Annotated in this window: 14 protein-coding genes; 1 reads left to right on the top strand and 13 read right to left on the bottom strand. The window is 68.1% G+C overall.

Annotated features, from left to right (window positions below):
- Position 1: 1 nt before the first annotated feature.
- Both lysS and AC57B8_RS00705 read right to left on the bottom strand, forming a co-directional pair.
- Positions 2–1,564 carry a lysine--tRNA ligase gene (gene lysS, locus AC57B8_RS00710; RefSeq protein ID WP_496478340.1) on the bottom strand — a complete coding sequence of 521 codons (1,563 nt, stop codon included), beginning with the start codon at positions 1,562–1,564 and terminating at the stop codon, positions 2–4.
- Positions 1,565–1,687: 123 nt separating this feature from the next.
- Positions 1,688–2,332, bottom strand: coding sequence for an LON peptidase substrate-binding domain-containing protein (locus AC57B8_RS00705; protein WP_496478339.1), 645 nt, complete (start codon positions 2,330–2,332; stop codon positions 1,688–1,690).
- Positions 2,333–2,381: 49 nt separating this feature from the next.
- On the opposite strand from AC57B8_RS00705, the gene AC57B8_RS00700 reads away from it, so the two are divergent.
- Complete coding sequence (locus AC57B8_RS00700; protein ID WP_056572059.1) at positions 2,382–2,942, top strand: YggT family protein; 561 nt, start codon at positions 2,382–2,384, stop codon at positions 2,940–2,942.
- 86 nt (positions 2,943–3,028) lie between these two features.
- Here AC57B8_RS00700 and accD read toward each other — a convergent pair whose 3' ends face one another.
- From accD to AC57B8_RS00645, 11 genes are all read right to left on the bottom strand, one after another.
- Positions 3,029–3,901 (bottom strand): acetyl-CoA carboxylase, carboxyltransferase subunit beta, encoded by an 873-nt coding sequence (accD, locus tag AC57B8_RS00695; RefSeq protein WP_101493314.1) that lies wholly within the window; start codon positions 3,899–3,901, stop codon positions 3,029–3,031.
- Positions 3,902–3,925: 24 nt separating this feature from the next.
- Positions 3,926–4,771, bottom strand: a complete 846-nt coding sequence (gene trpA, locus AC57B8_RS00690; protein WP_159273208.1) for a tryptophan synthase subunit alpha — start codon at positions 4,769–4,771, stop codon at positions 3,926–3,928.
- Positions 4,771–6,057, bottom strand: coding sequence for a tryptophan synthase subunit beta (gene trpB / locus AC57B8_RS00685; protein ID WP_496478338.1), 1,287 nt, complete (start codon positions 6,055–6,057; stop codon positions 4,771–4,773). The genes trpA and trpB overlap by 1 nt, the downstream gene beginning before the upstream one ends.
- Positions 6,058–6,104: 47 nt before the next feature.
- On the bottom strand, positions 6,105–6,848 hold the full coding sequence (locus tag AC57B8_RS00680; RefSeq protein ID WP_496478337.1) for a phosphoribosylanthranilate isomerase: 744 nt from the start codon (positions 6,846–6,848) through the stop codon (positions 6,105–6,107).
- Positions 6,845–7,669, bottom strand: coding sequence for a tRNA pseudouridine(38-40) synthase TruA (gene truA, locus AC57B8_RS00675; protein ID WP_070062263.1), 825 nt, complete (start codon positions 7,667–7,669; stop codon positions 6,845–6,847). The genes AC57B8_RS00680 and truA overlap by 4 nt, the downstream gene beginning before the upstream one ends.
- Before the next feature lie 31 nt (positions 7,670–7,700).
- Positions 7,701–10,499, bottom strand: coding sequence for a FimV/HubP family polar landmark protein (locus AC57B8_RS00670; protein ID WP_496478336.1), 2,799 nt, complete (start codon positions 10,497–10,499; stop codon positions 7,701–7,703).
- Positions 10,500–10,666: 167 nt separating this feature from the next.
- Positions 10,667–11,812, bottom strand: coding sequence for an aspartate-semialdehyde dehydrogenase (gene asd, locus AC57B8_RS00665; RefSeq protein ID WP_062479697.1), 1,146 nt, complete (start codon positions 11,810–11,812; stop codon positions 10,667–10,669).
- Positions 11,813–11,902: 90 nt separating this feature from the next.
- Positions 11,903–12,991, bottom strand: a complete 1,089-nt coding sequence (gene leuB, locus AC57B8_RS00660; protein WP_159275653.1) for a 3-isopropylmalate dehydrogenase — start codon at positions 12,989–12,991, stop codon at positions 11,903–11,905.
- 43 nt (positions 12,992–13,034) lie between these two features.
- Positions 13,035–13,685, bottom strand: a complete 651-nt coding sequence (gene leuD / locus AC57B8_RS00655) for a 3-isopropylmalate dehydratase small subunit (RefSeq protein ID WP_062479700.1) — start codon at positions 13,683–13,685, stop codon at positions 13,035–13,037.
- A 14-nt stretch (positions 13,686–13,699) separates the two neighbouring features.
- A complete protein-coding gene (leuC, locus tag AC57B8_RS00650; protein WP_496478335.1) occupies positions 13,700–15,121 on the bottom strand; it encodes a 3-isopropylmalate dehydratase large subunit in 1,422 nt (473 codons plus the stop codon).
- Between the two features lie 48 nt (positions 15,122–15,169).
- Positions 15,170–16,123 carry a LysR substrate-binding domain-containing protein gene (locus AC57B8_RS00645; RefSeq protein ID WP_496478334.1) on the bottom strand — a complete coding sequence of 318 codons (954 nt, stop codon included), beginning with the start codon at positions 16,121–16,123 and terminating at the stop codon, positions 15,170–15,172.
- Between the last annotated feature and the right edge of the window lie 102 nt (positions 16,124–16,225).

Genomic DNA, 16,225 nt, shown 5'->3' with positions numbered 1-16,225 from the left:
CTCAAGATTCCCTGCGCAGCGCCGGGAACAGGATCACGTCGCGGATGCTCGGCGAATCGGTCAGCAGCATCATCAGGCGGTCGATGCCGATGCCGCAGCCGCCGGTGGGCGGCATGCCGTATTCGAGGGCGCGCACGAAGTCGTGGTCGTAGAACATGGCTTCGTCGTCGCCGCTGTCCTTGGCGGCCACCTGTGCGTTGAAGCGCGCGGCCTGGTCTTCGGCGTCGTTCAGCTCGCTGAAGCCGTTGCCGAATTCGCGGCCCGTGATGTACAGCTCGAAGCGCTCGGTGACCTCGGGGCGCTCGTCGTTGGCGCGTGCCAGCGGCGAGATCTCGGTCGGGTGCTCCATGATGAAGGTCGGCTGCCAGAGCTTCTCTTCCACGGTCTCCTCGAAGTACATGACCTGCAGGCTGGCGAGGCTGCGCTGCGAGAGCTTGTCCTTTTCTTCGCTCAGGCCGAGCTTGCGCAGGGCGTTGATGAGCCAGGCGGTGTCGTCCACGCCATCACCGGCATCGGTGTGCTTGAGGATCGCTTCGCGGATCGTCAGGCGCTCGAAGGGCTGCGTCAGGTCGACGGCCTTGCCGCCGTAGGTGAGCTGCTGCGTGCCCACGGCCTTGTCGGCGATGGTGCGGATCAGCGTCTCGGTGAAGTCCATCAGGTCGCGGTAGTTCCAGTAGGCCGCGTAGAACTCCATCATCGTGAACTCGGGGTTGTGCCGCACCGAGATGCCCTCGTTGCGGTAGCTCCGGTTGATCTCGAACACGCGCTCGAAGCCGCCGACGATCAGGCGCTTCAAGTACAGCTCGGGCGCGATGCGCAGGAACATTTCCTGGTCGAGCGCGTTGTGGTGCGTCTTGAACGGCTTGGCGTTCGCGCCGCCCGGAATGGGGTGCAGCATGGGCGTCTCGACTTCGAGGAAGTCGTTGGCCACCATGAACTCGCGCAGCGCGCTCACGGCCTTGCTGCGCGCGGTGAAGCGCACGCGGGCCGACTCGTCGGTGATCAGGTCGACATAGCGCTGGCGGTACTTCTGCTCCTGGTCGGCCATGCCGTGGAACTTGTCGGGCAGCGGACGCAGGCTCTTGGTGAGCAGGCGCAGGCGGCTGACCTTGATCGACAGTTCGCCGGTCTTGGTCTTCATGAGCGTGCCTTCGGCGCCGAGGATGTCGCCGAGGTCCCAGCGCTTGAAGTCGGCGTACGCTTCTTCGCCGATGGCGTCGCGCGTCACGTACAGCTGGATGCGGCCGGTGGCGTCCTGCACGGTCGCGAAGCTGGCCTTGCCCATCACGCGCTTGAGCATCATGCGGCCGGCCACGCTGACGGCGACGGCCTGCGCTTCCAGGGCTTCCGGCTCGGTGCCGCCATGCTGCTCGACCAGCGCCGCGGCGCGGTGGCCGGGCTTGAAGTCGTTCGGGAACGCGACCCCCTTGCCTTCGGTCTGCGCCGTGCGCAGCAGCTTGAGCTTTTCGCGGCGTTCGACGATGAGCTGGTTGTCGTCGACGGCGGGTGCAGAGGAGGAGGCTGCAGCGGGCGCGGGAATGGGAGGGGTGAGGTGATCGGACATGAGGAGCGGATGAGGCGCAACCGGAGCGTGCGCGAGCCCGGCATTTTAGCCGATCGCTTTCGAATCAAACCGCCCCTGAGCGCCCGTCAATCCTGCACAAGACGCTATAAAAAAAGAAGCAAACTATTCAGTGATGCCGGTGCGTGCCAGCAGGTCGCTCACCAGCTCCAGCCGCATCAGCGGGCTGTCGAGTTCCATCAGCCGCTGCTTCAGCTCGACCTGCATCGGCACCAGCTCGCACCAGCGGTTGGCCACCCACCCGCAGTCGTCGAGGCGATAGGGCGCGCCGATCGGCAGGCGCACGGTGTCGCCCTGCGCGTGGCGGCGCTCTTCGAGGGTGTCGATCAGGCGGCGCAGCGCGGTGGCGGTGTGGCGCAGGTCGTCGGGGATGTCGAGCGCGACGTCGTCGGCAATGGCCTCGACCTCCGCGACCCACAGGCCGTGTTTCTGCAGCTCGCTGCTGCGCACGCGAAAGCGCTGCGTGCCGACGCATTCGATCTGCAGCAGGCCGCTTTGCGGCGCGTCGAACGTGCGGATGTCGGCGAGCGTGCCGACGGCGGCAAAGCTCTCGGCTTCGGCACCGGCCTTGCGCACCTCGGCGCCGCTCGTCAGGCTGACCACGCCGAAGGGGGCACCGGCCTTGCGGCACTTGCCGATCATGTCGAGGTAGCGGACCTCGAAGATGCGCAAGGGCAGCAGGCCGCCGGGGAAGAGAACCGTGCCGAGCGGGAACAATGGCAGTGAATGCAAAAGGGGTTGTGTCGTCATCGAAGAACCTTGCGTGGCTATCATCGCATTCCGCTCACGGCTGCGCCCCATGCTCTATCAGATTCCTTCGTTTCTTCTCGACGTGATCGTCGGCCTGCTCGGCGGCGCCTGCCTGCTGCGCCTGTACATGCAATACCACCGCGTGCCCTTCGGCAATCCGCTGGGGCGCTTCGTGTTCGCCATCACCGACTGGATCGTGCTGCCGCTGCGGCGCATCGTGCCCGCGGTGAAGCGCTGGGACCTCGCGAGCCTGATCGCGGCCTGGCTGCTGGTGATGCTCAAGTTCCTGGTGCTGTGGCTGCTGGCCGGCAGCCTGGCGCGGATCACGGCGCTGCCGCTGGTGTCGCTGGTCGGCCTGCTGCAGCTCGCGGTGTCGGGCCTGACGGCGCTGCTGGTGGTGTATGCGGTGCTGTCGTGGATTCCCGGCGCTTCGCCTATGCTGCTCGACCTGATCTCGCGACTGGCCGAGCCGCTGGTGCGGCCGTTTCGCCGCTTCATTCCGCTGATCGGCGGCGTCGACCTGTCACCACTGGCCGCCATCGTGGTGCTGCAGGTGGTGGCGATCGTGCTGGGCAACCTGCTGGTCTTCGCGTTCCGGCTCGGCGCCTGACGCGTCGGGGTACCCCAGACAGCAAAACGCCCGCACCGCCTTTCGGCGTGCGGGCGTTCAGGCCGAAGCCTGAGCTACGGTGAAGGTCAGAGCACCGCGTCGGCCGGCTGGCGCAGCAGCATGGCCAGCGTGCTGGCGATGGTCTTGCGCAGTTCGCGGCGGTCGCTGATGAAGTCGATCGCGCCCTTGGTCTGCAGGAACTCGGCGCGCTGGAAGCCTTCGGGCAGGGTCACGCGCACGGTCGATTCGATCACGCGCGGGCCGGCAAAGCCGATCAGCGCCTTGGGCTCGGCGATCACCACGTCGCCCACGAAGGCGAAGCCGGCGCTCACGCCGCCCATGGTCGGGTCGGTCAGCACGCTGATGTAGGGCAGGCCCTTCTTCGCCAGGCGCGTGAGCGCGGCGTTGGTCTTGGCCATCTGCATGAGCGAGAGCAGGCCTTCCTGCATGCGCGCGCCACCGGTGGCGGTGAAGCAGATGAAGGGCACCTTCTGCTCGATGGCGGTCTCGACGCCGCGCACGAAGCGCTCGCCGACCACGCTGCCCATGGAGCCGCCCATGAACTCGAACTCGAAGCAGGCCACGACCACGCTGATGCTGTGGACGGAGCCGCCCAGCACGACCAGTGCGTCGGTCTCGCCGGTGTTTTCAAGGGCTTCCTTCAGGCGCTCGGGGTACTTGCGGCTGTCCTTGAACTTCAGGGCATCGACCGGCAGCACTTCCTGGCCGACTTCGTAGCGGCCTTCGGCGTCCAGGAAGGCATCCAGGCGTGCGCGGGCGCCGATGCGGTGGTGGTGGCTGCAACTCGGGCAGACGTTCTGGTTGTGCTCGAGGTCGGTCTTGTACAGAACGGTCTCGCAGGCCGGGCATTTGATCCACAGGCCCTCGGGCACCTGGCGGCGCTCGGACGGGTCGGTTTGTGCGATCTTGGCGGGTAGCAGTTTTTCAAGCCAGCTCATGGGGGCTCCTTGTGAGGGCAGTGATTATCGACCAGCCGCGTTCTTGGCCGTGGCGGCCGGCAGGGCGTCGAGCGCCTCGCGGATGCCGGCCAGGAATTCGCGCACCGTGGGCACCACGTTTTCGCGGGGCTGGTCTTCGATGAGTTGAATGATCTTGGTGCCGATGACCACGGCGTCCGCCGCCGAGCCGATGGCCTGCGCCGTGCGCGCGTCGCGGATGCCGAAGCCCACGCCGACGGGGATGCTCACGTGCTCGCGGATGCGCGGGATCATGCGCCCGACCGCCTCGGTGTCGAGGTGGCCAGCGCCGGTCACACCCTTGAGCGACACGTAGTACACGTAGCCGCTCGCGATGCGCGCCACCTGCGCCATGCGCTCGGCGGTGCTGGTGGGGGCCAGCAGGAAGATCAGGTCGATGCCGGCGGCTTTCAGGTCGGCGGCGAAGTCCTCGCACTCCTCGGGCGGGTAGTCGACGACCAGCAGGCCATCGACGCCGGCCGCGGCCGCGTCGCGGATGAAGGTCTTCTTGCCGTGCACGAGGTCGTAGCGCTCGACCGGGTTGGCGTAGCCCATGAGCACGACCGGCGTGGTCGTGTCCTTCGTGCGGAAGGCGGCCACCATGGCGAGCACCTGCTTCATGCCGACGCCCAGCGCCAGCGCGGCCTCGCCGGCCTTCTGGATCACGGGGCCGTCGGCCATCGGGTCGGAGAAGGGCACGCCCAGCTCGATCACGTCGGCACCCGCCTCGACCATGCCGTGCATGAGCTCGGGCGTGATGTCGGCGAAGGGGAAACCGGCGGTGACGTAAGGAATCAGCGCGCGACGGCCTTGCGTTTGCAGGGCCTGGAACTTGGCGGCAATGCGGCTCATCACTTGCCTCCCTTCACGCTCAGACCGCGCATCGAGGGGCGGTCGTAGAAGTCGACACCCGACAGGTCGGCGACGGTGCCGATGTCCTTGTCGCCGCGGCCCGAGAGGTTCACGAGGATCGACTGGTCGGGGCGCATGGTCTTGGCGAGCTTCAGGGCGTAGGCCAGGGCGTGGCTGGATTCGAGCGCGGGAATGATGCCCTCCGTGCGGCACAGGTAGTGGAAGGCTTCGAGCGCCTCGACGTCAGTGATGCCGACGTACTCGGCGCGGCCGATGTCGGCCAGGTAGGCGTGCTCGGGGCCCACGCCCGGGTAGTCGAGGCCGGCGCTGATGCTGTGCGTCTCGGTGATCTGGCCGTCGTCGTTCTGCAGCAGGTAGGTGCGGTTGCCGTGCAGCACGCCGGGGCTGCCGCGCAGGATCGAGGCGGCGTGCTTGCCGCTGTCCAGGCCTTCGCCGGCCGCTTCCACGCCGATGAGGCGCGTGCCCGCGAACGGAATGTAGGGATGGAAGATGCCGATCGCGTTGCTGCCTCCGCCCACGCAGGCGACCACCACGTCGGGCTGCTTGCCCTCGGCTTCACCGGTGATGCCGTCGGCCGCCAGCATGGCGGGCATCTGGTCGATGCACTCGGTGCCGATCACGCTCTGGAAGTCGCGCACCATGGTCGGGTAGGGGTGCGGGCCCGCCACCGTGCCGATGATGTAGAAGGTGTTTTCGACGTTGGTGACCCAGTCGCGCATGGCCTCGTTGAGCGCGTCCTTCAGCGTCTTGCTGCCCGACTCGACGGGCACGACGGTCGCGCCCAGCAGGTTCATGCGGTAGACGTTGGGGCTCTGGCGCTTCACGTCCTGGCTGCCCATGTAGACCACGCACTCAAGGCCGTAGCGCGCGCAGATGGTGGCCGTGGCCACGCCGTGCTGGCCGGCGCCGGTCTCGGCGATCACGCGGGGCTTGCCCATGCGGCGCGCGAGCATCGCCTGGCCGATCACGTTGTTGATCTTGTGGGCGCCGGTGTGGTTCAGGTCTTCGCGCTTCAGGTAGATCTGCGCGCCGCCCATTTCGCGGCTGGTGCGCGCGGCGTGGTAGATCGGCGAGGGGCGGCCGACGAAGTGCTTCAGCTCGTAGTGGAACTCGGCCAGGAAGGCCGGGTCGTCCTTGAACTTCGCATACGCGTCGCGCAGCTCGTTGATCGCGTGAGTGAGCGTCTCGCTCGCGAAGGTGCCGCCGTAGGGGCCGAAGTGGCCGCTGGCGTCGGGTTGCTGGTAGTCCTGGAATTGGCTTTGCATGGTTCTCGATCGATGGGCCGCAGCCCGAATGCGATCGGGTGCGGCGGCTAACTGGAGAAGGACGAAGCGTCGGCAGCCGAGGCTTTGACAGTGTGCGCCGCATCTGCGGCTCTCACGGCGGCGACGAATGCCCGGATCTTTCCGGCGTCCTTGAGGCCCTTGTGCCCGGGACCGTCGATTTCGACGCCCGAGCTCACATCAACGGACAGCGTCTTGCAGCGCGTCCGCAGGCTGTGAATGCCATCGCTCACGTTTGCAGGTGTGAGCCCACCACTCAAGACGAGGTGAGCGTCGACGGCGGGTGGAAGAAGTGACCAATCGAAAGCCTTGCCGCCTCCGCCATAACCTTCGACATGGGCGTCGAGCAGGATGGCCTGGGCGCGGGAGTAATCGGACGCGTATTTTACGAGGTCGAAGCCGGCCCCGGCAGCCCCCAGCGGAATCCGGGCGGCACGCATGTAACGAAAGCGCCCCGGACCGGTGGCTTCCTCGCACTGTTCGGGCGTTTCTTCCCCGTGGAACTGCGCGATGGCGCCTTTCACGCGGGCCAGGGAGGCCAGGACCTCGGGAGCGTCCGCGTTCACGAACAGCAGCACCGGCGTGATGAAGGGCGGCAGGCGCGAGGCCAGTTCGGCGGCGCGCTCGGCGGTCACGGCGCGCGGGCTCTTCGGGTAGAGCACGAAACCGATCGCGTCGGCGCCAGCCTCGACCGCCGCGTCCACGTCGGCCTCACGCGTGAGGCCACAGATCTTGATGCGCGTGCGTGGGGCGAGAGGAGCAGGGGATGTCATGGCGGGCCATCATACGAAGCCCGCTCGCCCTGGAACGTGGCCTCGGCCGGCAGACCCCACTTGGCGTCGTACAACGGGCCGAGGAAGTACAGGCCGTCGGCGGAGAAGGTGGGCGCGGCCACCTTGCGGCTGCGCGCCTCGAGCACCTCGGTGATCCATTCGGGCCGCTCGTCGCCGCGGCCGATGCGCACGAGGCTGCCCATCAGGTTGCGGATCATGTGGTGCAGGAAGGCGTCGGCCTCGAACTCGAAGTGCCAGCGGCAGCGTTCGCCATCGCCCACGCGGGTGATCTCGAGGCGCCGCAGGTCCTTGACCGGCGAGAGGGCCTGGCAGGCCGAAGCGCGGAACGAGCTGAAATCGTGCCGGCCGACCAGCAGGGCCGCCGCGGCGCGCATCGCATCGCCGTCGAGCGGGTACATCGACCAGCCGACCCGGCCCGCATCGAGGCTGGGCCGCACGGGCGACTGCGAGAGCACGTAGACGTAGCGACGCGCCAGGGCACTGGCGCGGCAATGGAATTCGTCGGGCACCGGGTGCGCCCACTGCACCGCGATGTCGTCGGGCAGGTAGCGGTTGGTGCCGCGCATCCAGGAGAACGGATCGCGTTCGATGTCGGTGTCGAAGTGCACCACCTGCATCAGCCCGTGCACACCGGCGTCGGTGCGGCCGGCGCACAGCGTGCTGACCCGGCTGCCGGCGGGCAGGCCGGCGAACTTCGCGAGGGCGGCTTCGAGCTTGTCCTGCACCGTGCGGCCCGAGCGCTGGCTCTGCCAGCCCTCGTATGCCTGGCCGTTGTAGCGGATGCCGAGTGCCAGCCTCACGAAGCGATCAGAAGGGCAGTCGGCAACCGGCTCAGCGCAGTTCGGCGAGCAGCTGCTTGGCTTGCGACTTGAGGTCGCCGGCGCTTTCGGCTTCGACTTCCTCGACCAGCGAGCGCGCGCCTTCGACGTCGCCGATGGCCTGCAGTTCGCGGGCCAGCGAGAGCTTCACGGCGTGCGGGTTGTCGTCGCCGTCGTCGTCCAGGGCGGACGGCGAGGTGGCCACGGCCGCGGAGCGCGGTGCTTCGGCGGCGGCAGAGCGGGCCGGCAGGCCGGCGAGGGCGCTCATGTCGAACTCGATGAAGCCCGAATCGGCGGGCAGCGTGTCGCGCAGCATGGCCGGGCGGGTGTTGTGCTCCGCGTCGTTCAGCGACGAGGGGCGGGTGTGGGCCGTCAGCGCGCCGGGGGCCGTGTCGAAATCGTTTTCAAGGTCGACCGGTGCCGCGGCGTGGCCGTTGCTCAGCGGGGCCGGTGCGGCCGTCGGCGCGTAGACCGACTTCGGCAGGCTGGCACCCACGGGGGCGGGCGCCGGTGCGGGTGGCTGGGTCAGGTCGAGGTCGAAGTCCAGCGGCGCGACCGAGGGCATGAAGGCCGGCGGGGCCGACGCCACGGGCGGTGCGGCCGGGGGCGGCGGTGCCACGACGGCGGGTGCGACTGCGGCAGCCGGCTTGGCGGCGGCGGCCAGCGCGCCGGCGAATGCGGCGGTTTCGGCCTGGCTGGCGCCTCGCGCGGTGCCCGTGCCCGATTCGTACAGCGGGTTGCCCGGATCGAGGTCCTTGCCCATGTCGACCACGCGGTTCCATTCGGAGCCCGCGCCGTTGGTCAGCTTGTGCACTTCGGTGGCCAGGCCGTCGAAGGCGCGCACGTCGCGGCGCTTGGCGTGGATTTCGAGCAGCTTCAGATGGATGGCGGTGCGGTCCGGGTTCAGGCGCAGCGCTTCACGCAGGATTTCCTCGGCCTGCAGGTCGCGGCCGTAGGCGAGGTAGACGTCGGCTTCGGCGACCGGGTCGACATCGCCCGCGTCGAGCTGGCTCGGCGAGTACGACAGCGACGACACGGTGGAATCGCCGCGGTTCTTGGTGTCGACCGATTCGCCACCGCTGGCGCCGAAGAACGAGTCCTTGGGAATGCGGCTCTCGAGGAACACGCTTTCGCTCATTTCCTCGCGGCGGCGGCCCAGCACGCGGTACAGCAGGAAGCCGACCAGCAGCGCGATCAGCGCTGCGCCGGCAAGCATCAGCGGGTTGTCGAGCAACTCGTCGAGGAAGCTGCGCTCCGGCGGGGGCGGCGGCGGTGCCGCCTTGACCACGGGCTTGGGCGCGACGACAGGCGCGGCGGCGGCTGCAGCGCTGGCTGCGGCTGCCACGGGAAGTGCGGCTGCGTCGGTGGTGGACGGTGCGGCTGCAGTAGCTGCAGCGGAGGCTGCAGCAACGGGAGGCGTTGCAGCAGCCACTGGCGCGGCTGCAGGCGCCGGCGTTGCCGGTGCGGGGGCTGCGGCGGCAGGGGCCGCGGCGGGCGCAGGAGCGGCCGCGACCGCTGGCGTCGGCGTCGTGGCACCGGTCAGCGGTGCGGGAACGGCGATGCCGGGCGTGGTGGCCGGCGCTGCAGGCGCGGCGGCCGCAGCGGACGAGCCGGTGCCCGTGCCGGTACCGGCCTTGAGCTTGTTCAACTCGTTGATGTTCTTCGTGAGCTCCGCGACGCGGTTGCTGCTGTCCTGCGCCTGGCGGGCTTGGGCGACCTTTTCGTCGGCGGCGCGCGCGGCGGCGTTGCCTTGCGACACCGTGAGCTTGTCGGGGGCGCTGGCGGCGGCATTGCGGTCTTCCACGCTGGCCTGCAGCTTGCCCGAGGCCTGGCGGCTCGCGGCGGCCACGTTGGTGGTCGGGGCGTTTTCGGCGAGGCGCTGGCGGTAGCTGCCGAAGTCGCGGCTTTGCGCGGTGATCGTGCGGCGTGCGTCGGCGGCCGGAACGGCGCTCGCTGCGGCAGCGTTCGGCAGGTCGAGCACGGCACCGGCCTTCATCCGGTTGACGTTGCCGCCGACGAAGGCGTCGGGGTTGGCGTTCAGCAGCGCGACCAGCATCTGGTCGAGCGAGACGTCGGCGGGCTTGTGAGCGGAGGCGATCTTGCCGGCGGTGTCGCCACGGCGCGTTGTGACTTGCTCGCCACTGCCGCCACTGGGCGCGGCGACGGCGGCACGTGCTGGCGCAGGAGCCGGTGCGGCCGCAGGGGCCGGCGCAGCCGCAGCGGGTGCGGGCGTTGCAGCGACTGCAGGCGCGGGTTCGCGGCGCACGCGCGGGGCGGGCGCGGGGCGCTCGACCGGCGTGGCGATCTGCGGTGCGATGGGCGCGACCGGCGCGGCTGCCGCCTGGCGCGTGGCCGGCGGATCGAGCAGCACGGTGTAGTCGCGCACGATGCGGCCCGAGGCGCCGTTGGCTTCGAGCAGCAGGTCGATGAAGGGGTCGTTGAGCGGGCGGTTGCCGGCCAGGCGCACCACGTACTGGCCGCCGGCGCGGCGTTGCAGCGTGGCTTTCACATCGCCCAGGGCCGCGTTGTACGGGATGCCTGCGTTCTTGAAGGCTTCGGCCGTGGCGATGTTGATCTTCAGGCCTTCCGCCTCGTTGGCGGCCATTTCAGTGACATCGATCTCGGCGCGCAGCGGTTCGCCCAGTGCCGACTGCACCCGCAGCGGTCCCAGCGCGAAGGCGCTGGCGTCGGCGCTGGCCAGTCCCAGCGTCAGGGCCGCAGCGGCACCCAGGATGGAAAGGCGCCAGCCATTCGACGGCAGGGCGGGGCGGGCGGCCGAAGGGCGGGCCGCGGGCAACAGATGTCTTGTCATGCTGATAGGGGCGGCTCAGGCCCTGAATTTGTAAGAGGACGTTAGCATCATCAACATGCACTGACAAGGCAATGCGCCTGATCTACCCAGTGCGCGCATACTTCCGATGACATCCTGTGTTGCCTTTTGGCAACATTTTTGTATTTCAAGGCCCTGAGCTGCCCGCATCAGGCTTCGAGCAGGATGCGCAGCATGCGGCGCAGCGGTTCGGCCGCGCCCCACAGCAGCTGGTCGCCGATGGTGAAGGCGCCGACGTACTCGGGGCCCATCGCCAGCTTGCGGATGCGGCCGACCGGGATGTCCATGGTGCCGGTCACGGCCACCGGCGTCAGGTCCTTCACGGTGGCTTCGCGCGTGTTCGGCACGACCTTGGCCCAGGGGTTGTCGGCGGCGATCATCGCTTCGATGTCGGCCACCGGCACGTCCTTCTTGAGCTTGAAGGTCAGGGCCTGGCTGTGGCAGCGCATCGCGCCGATGCGCACGCAGAAGCCGTCCACCGGCGTGGCGGCGGTGCCGAAGCCCGCGCCCTGGCCGAGGATCTTGTTGGTCTCGGCGCCGCCCTTCCACTCTTCCTTGGACATGCCGTCGCCCAGGTCCTTGTCGATCCAGGGGATCAGCGAGCCGCCCAGCGGGGCGCCGAAGTTGGCGATTTCGGAGGCGCTCAGGTTCTGCTGCTTGTGCAGTACCTTGCGGTCGATCTCGAGGATGGCCGACTTCGGGTCGTCGAGCAGGGCGCGCACTTCGGCGTTCAGGGTGCCGAACTGGGTCAGCAGCTCGCGCATGTGCTGCGCGCCGCCGCCCGAGGCCGCCTGGTAGGTCATGCTGGTCATCCACTCGACCAGGCCGGCCTTGTAGAGGGCGCCCACGCCCATGAGCATGCAGCTGACGGTGCAGTTGCCGCCGACCCAGTTCTTGCCGCCCTTGGCGAGCGCGTTCTGGATCACGGGCAGGTTGACGGGGTCGAGCACGATGATCGCGTCATCGTTCATGCGCAGCGTGGAGGCCGCGTCGATCCAGTGGCCGTTCCAGCCGGCGGCGCGCAGCTTGGGGAAGACCTCGCTGGTGTAGTCGCCGCCCTGGCAGGTGATGACGATGTCGCACTTCTTCAGTGCCTCGATGTCGTTCGCATCCTTGAGCGTGGTTTCGTTCTTGGCCATCGCCGGGGCCTTGCCGCCCGCGTTCGAGGTCGAGAAGAAGACCGGCTCGATGAGGCCGAAGTCGCCTTCGGCCTGCATGCGGTCCATGAGGACCGAGCCGACCATGCCGCGCCAGCCCACGAGGCCGACCAGAGGTTGCTTGGATGCGTTCGCCATTTCAGTTTGCCCTTAGTGAAGAAAGAAAAAATCAGTCTTTTTTGCCCCCGACTCGTCGGCCGGGGGAGGGCGTGACGAAGCGGGCTGCGGTTAGCCGGTAATCGTCTTTTTGGTGATGGCTGCTACGACCGCGTCGCCCATTTCGCGGGTGCCGACGCGCTTCGTGCCTTCGGACCAGATGTCGCCCGTGCGCAGCCCGGAGGCGAGCACGTGCTTGACCGCCGACTCGATACGGTCGGCAGCTTCGGGCTGGTTGAGGGAGAAGCGGAGCATCATGGCAGCGGACAGGATTGTAGCCAAAGGATTGGCAACCCCTTTGCCAGCAATGTCGGGCGCGCTGCCGTGGCTGGGCTCGTACAGGCCCTGGTTGCTCGCATTGAGCGAGGCCGAGGGCAGCATGCCGATGGAGCCGGTGAGCATCGCGGCCTCGTCCGAGAGGATGTCGCCGAACATGTTGCCGGTGACCACCACGTCGAACTTCTTGGGCGCCTTCACGAGCTGCATGGCCGCGTTGTCGACGTACATGTGGTCGAGTTCGACGTCCGGGTACTCCTTGCCGACCTCGGTCACGATGTCCTTCCAGAATTGGAAGGTCTCCAGCACGTTGGCCTTGTCCACGCTGGTCACGCGCTTGCTGCGCTTGCGGGCCGCCTCGAAGGCGACGCGGGCGATGCGTTCGACCTCGGGGCGCGAGTAGCGCATCGTGTCGAAGGCTTCTTCAGCGCCCGGGAAGTGGCCGTCGGTGGCAATGCGGCGTCCGCGCGGCTGGCCGAAGTAGATGTCGCCGGTCAGCTCGCGGATGATGAGGATGTCCAGGCCCGCGATCAGTTCGGGCTTCAGGCTCGAGGCGCCCACCAGCTGCTCGTAGCAGATGGCCGGGCGGAAGTTGGCGAACAGGCCCAGGTTCTTGCGCAGCCCCAGGATGGCCTGCTCGGGCCGCAGCGGGCGGTCGAGTTTGTCGTACTTCCAGTCGCCGACGGCGCCGAACAGCACCGCATCGGCGTCCTTGGCGAGCTTGAGCGTCGCTTCGGGCAGCGGATGGCCGTGCGCCTCGTAGGCCGCACCGCCGACCAGTGCCGATTCCATCTCGAACTTCAGGTCGAGGACTTCGAGCACCCTGACGGCTTCCGCCACGATTTCGGTGCCGATGCCGTCACCCGGGAGAACTGCGATTTTCATAAGTTGGTCTGAGGTTTTTTCTTGAAAACGGAAAGGCCGCCGATCACGAGATCATCGTGTGCGCGAGCCAGGGTTTCTGCGCCAGGCGCTCGGTCTCGAAGGCCTTGATCTTGTCCTTGTGGCGCAGCGTCAGGCCGATGTCGTCGAGCCCGTTGATCAGGCAGTACTTGCGGAAGGCTTGCACGTCGAACGCGAACTCCTGGCCGTCGGGCTTCACCACCACCTGGCGTTCCAGGTCGATGGTCAGCGTGTAGCCCGGGAAGGCAAAGGCCTCGTCGAACAGCTGCGAGACCTGCGACTCGGGCAGCACGATCGGCAGCAGGCCGTTCTTGAAGCTGTTGTTGAAGAAGATGTCGGCGTAGCTCGGCGCAATGATGGCGCGAAAGCCGTACTGGTCGAGCGCCCACGGCGCGTGCTCGCGCGACGAGCCGCAGCCGAAGTTCTTGCGCGCCAGCAGCACCGAAGCGCCCGCGTAGCGCGGCTGGTTCAGCACGAAGTCGGGGTTCGGCTTGCGGCTGGCCGGGTCCTGGCCCGGAAAGCCGGCGTCCAGGTAGCGCCACTCGTCGAACAGGTTCACGCCGAAGCCGGTCTTCTTGATCGACTTGAGGAACTGCTTGGGAATGATCGCGTCGGTGTCGACGTTCTCGCGGTCCATGGGGGCCACGAGGCCCTTGTGCACGGTGAATTTCTGCATGTGATGTCTCCAGATCAGGCGAAGGTGCGCACGTCGACGAAGTGGCCGTGCACCGCGGCAGCGGCGGCCATCGCCGGGCTCACGAGGTGGGTGCGGCCACCGGCGCCTTGGCGGCCTTCGAAGTTGCGGTTGCTGGTCGATGCGCAGCGCTCGCCGGGCTCGAGCCGGTCGGCGTTCATCGCCAGGCACATCGAGCAGCCGGGCTCACGCCATTCGAAGCCCGCGGCCTTGAAGATCACGTCCAGGCCTTCGCGCTCGGCCTGTTCCTTCACCACGCCCGAGCCGGGCACGACCATCGCGAGCTTCACGTTCTTCGCGACCTTCTGGCCGAGCTTCTTCACCACGGCCGCGGCTTCGCGCATGTCCTCGATGCGGCTGTTGGTGCACGAGCCGATGAACACCTTGTCGATGAAGATGTCGTTCATGGCCTTGTTGGGCTCCAGGCCCATGTAGACCAGCGCGCGCTCGATGGCGCTGCGCTTGCTGGCGTCCTTTTCCTTATCGGGATCGGGCACGCGGCCGTTGATGTCGACCACCATCTCGGGCGAGGTGCCCCAGGTGACCTGCGGCGGGATCTGCGCGGCGTCGAGCTCGACCACGGCGTCGAAGGTCGCGCCGGAGTCGGACTGCAGCGTGCGCCAGTAGCTCACGGCCTGGTCCCATTCGACGCCGGTGGGCGCGAGCGGGCGGCCCTTCACATAGCTGATGGTCTTCTCGTCGACCGCCACCAGCCCGGCACGCGCGCCGGCCTCGATGGCCATGTTGCAGACCGTCATGCGGCCTTCCATGCTCAGGTCGCGAATCGCCGAGCCGGCAAATTCGATCGTGTAGCCCGTGCCGCCGGCGGTGCCGATCTTGCCGATGATGGCCAGCACGATGTCCTTGGCGGTGCAGCCCAGCGGCAGCTTGCCTTCGACCTTCACGAGCATGTTCTTGGCCTTCTTGCCCAGCAGCGTCTGCGTGGCCATCACGTGCTCGACCTCGCTGGTGCCGATGCCGTGCGCCAGCGCGCCGAACGCGCCGTGCGTGGAGGTGTGCGAGTCGCCGCAGACCACCGTCATGCCCGGCAGCGTCGCGCCGCTTTCCGGGCCGATCACGTGCACGATGCCCTGGCGCTTGCTCAGGAACGGGAAGAACGCGGCGGCGCCGAACTCGGCGATGTTGTGGTCCAGCGTGGTGACCTGTTCCTTGCTGGTCGGGTCGGCAATGCCTTCGTAGCCGCGCTCCCAGCCGGTGGTCGGCGTGTTGTGGTCGGCGGTGGCCACCACCGAGCTGATGCGCCACAGCTTGCGGCCGGCTTCGCGCAGGCCTTCGAAGGCCTGCGGGCTGGTCACTTCGTGCACCAGGTGGCGGTCGATGTAGAGGATCGCGGTGCCGTCTTCCTCGGTGTGGACGACGTGTTCGTCCCAGATCTTGTCGTAGAGCGTGCGTGCCATGTCGGTCTCTTGTCTTTCGTGGGGAAATGGATTGTCTGTCGACGCGGTCTAGGCCGCGAGTCGTTCGGTGGCGTCGGCCGAATCGGCCGCCGCGTGCAGGTGGTTCACCAGCGTGCGCGCCGCCACCGGCAGGGTGGAGAAGTCGCGCGCGACCAGGCGGATCTCGCGCGCCGCCCAGGCGTCGTTGAGCGTCACGCTCACGAGGCCGCGGCCGATGCCGTTGTGCATGAGTTCGAAGGCGCGCTGCGGCATCACGCCGATGCCCAGGCCGTTGTCGATCATCCGGCACATGGCGTCCAGGCCCGTGACGTGGATGCGCAGCTTCACGCTGCGGCCGGCGCTCAGCGCCGCTTCGTGCATCGCCACGTAGATCGAGCTGTTGGTGTGCAGGCCCACGTGGTCGAAGGCCAGCGAGTCGACGAAATCGATCGCTTCGTGCGCGGCCAGTGCGTGCCCCTCGGGAACGATCAGCGCGAGGCGGTCGTGCCGGTAGGAAAGGCTCTGCAGCTCGCCCGCGCCGCCGGCCACGTGGCACACGCCCAGGTCGGCCGCGCCTTCCTGCACCGCGCGGATCACTTCGCTGCTCAGGTGCTCCTCGAGGTCGATCTTGATGGCTTCGTGCGCACGCGAGAACACGCCCAGGTCTTCCGGCAGGAACTGCACGATGGCCGAGATGTTGGCGTGCACCCGCACGTGCCCGCGCACGCCGTCGGCGTATTCGCTGAGCTCGCCCTGCATCTTCTCGAGGCTGTAGAGCACCGAGCGGGCGTGGTGCAGCAGGCTTTCGCCGGCCGGCGTGAGGTCGACGCCGCGCGCATGGCGGTAGAGCAGGGCGGTGCCGAGCGTGGCCTCCAGGTCGGACAGCCGCTTGCTCACGGCCGAGGCCGCAATGAACTCGCGCTCCGCGGCGCGCCCGATGCTGCCCAGCTCGCACACGGCCACGAACAGCTGCAGCGACGTGAGGTCGATGCGGCGGGCAAAGTTGCGTTCGGACGTGCTCATGGGGCTTGGGCATCGCGTTTGGCGATGAGTTGGCTATTTTCTTCCTGTTTTGAAGCCCTTGCCATCGCGATGCGCGATGACCTCGCTGCCGGCTGGCGAGGA

The organism is Variovorax sp. BGA-UO-ETr-C22 (assembly GCF_059567965.1).
This window is presented reverse-complemented; position numbering and strand designations above follow the sequence as displayed.

Excerpts from the sequence above, each read along its gene's own strand:
- lysS (WP_496478340.1), bottom strand. The coding sequence starts at position 1,564 with ATGTCCGATCACCTCACCCCTCCCATTCCCGCGCCCGCTGCAGCCTCC.
- AC57B8_RS00705 (WP_496478339.1), bottom strand. The coding sequence starts at position 2,332 with ATGACGACACAACCCCTTTTGCATTCACTGCCATTGTTCCCGCTCGGC.
- AC57B8_RS00700 (WP_056572059.1), top strand. The coding sequence starts at position 2,382 with ATGCTCTATCAGATTCCTTCGTTTCTTCTCGACGTGATCGTCGGCCTG.
- accD (WP_101493314.1), bottom strand. The coding sequence starts at position 3,901 with ATGAGCTGGCTTGAAAAACTGCTACCCGCCAAGATCGCACAAACCGAC.
- trpA (WP_159273208.1), bottom strand. The coding sequence starts at position 4,771 with ATGAGCCGCATTGCCGCCAAGTTCCAGGCCCTGCAAACGCAAGGCCGT.
- trpB (WP_496478338.1), bottom strand. The coding sequence starts at position 6,057 with ATGCAAAGCCAATTCCAGGACTACCAGCAACCCGACGCCAGCGGCCAC.
- AC57B8_RS00680 (WP_496478337.1), bottom strand. The coding sequence starts at position 6,848 with ATGACATCCCCTGCTCCTCTCGCCCCACGCACGCGCATCAAGATCTGT.
- AC57B8_RS00670 (WP_496478336.1), bottom strand. The coding sequence starts at position 10,499 with ATGACAAGACATCTGTTGCCCGCGGCCCGCCCTTCGGCCGCCCGCCCC.
- asd (WP_062479697.1), bottom strand. The coding sequence starts at position 11,812 with ATGGCGAACGCATCCAAGCAACCTCTGGTCGGCCTCGTGGGCTGGCGC.
- leuB (WP_159275653.1), bottom strand. The coding sequence starts at position 12,991 with ATGAAAATCGCAGTTCTCCCGGGTGACGGCATCGGCACCGAAATCGTG.
- leuD (WP_062479700.1), bottom strand. The coding sequence starts at position 13,685 with ATGCAGAAATTCACCGTGCACAAGGGCCTCGTGGCCCCCATGGACCGC.
- leuC (WP_496478335.1), bottom strand. The coding sequence starts at position 15,121 with ATGGCACGCACGCTCTACGACAAGATCTGGGACGAACACGTCGTCCAC.
- AC57B8_RS00645 (WP_496478334.1), bottom strand. The coding sequence starts at position 16,123 with ATGAGCACGTCCGAACGCAACTTTGCCCGCCGCATCGACCTCACGTCG.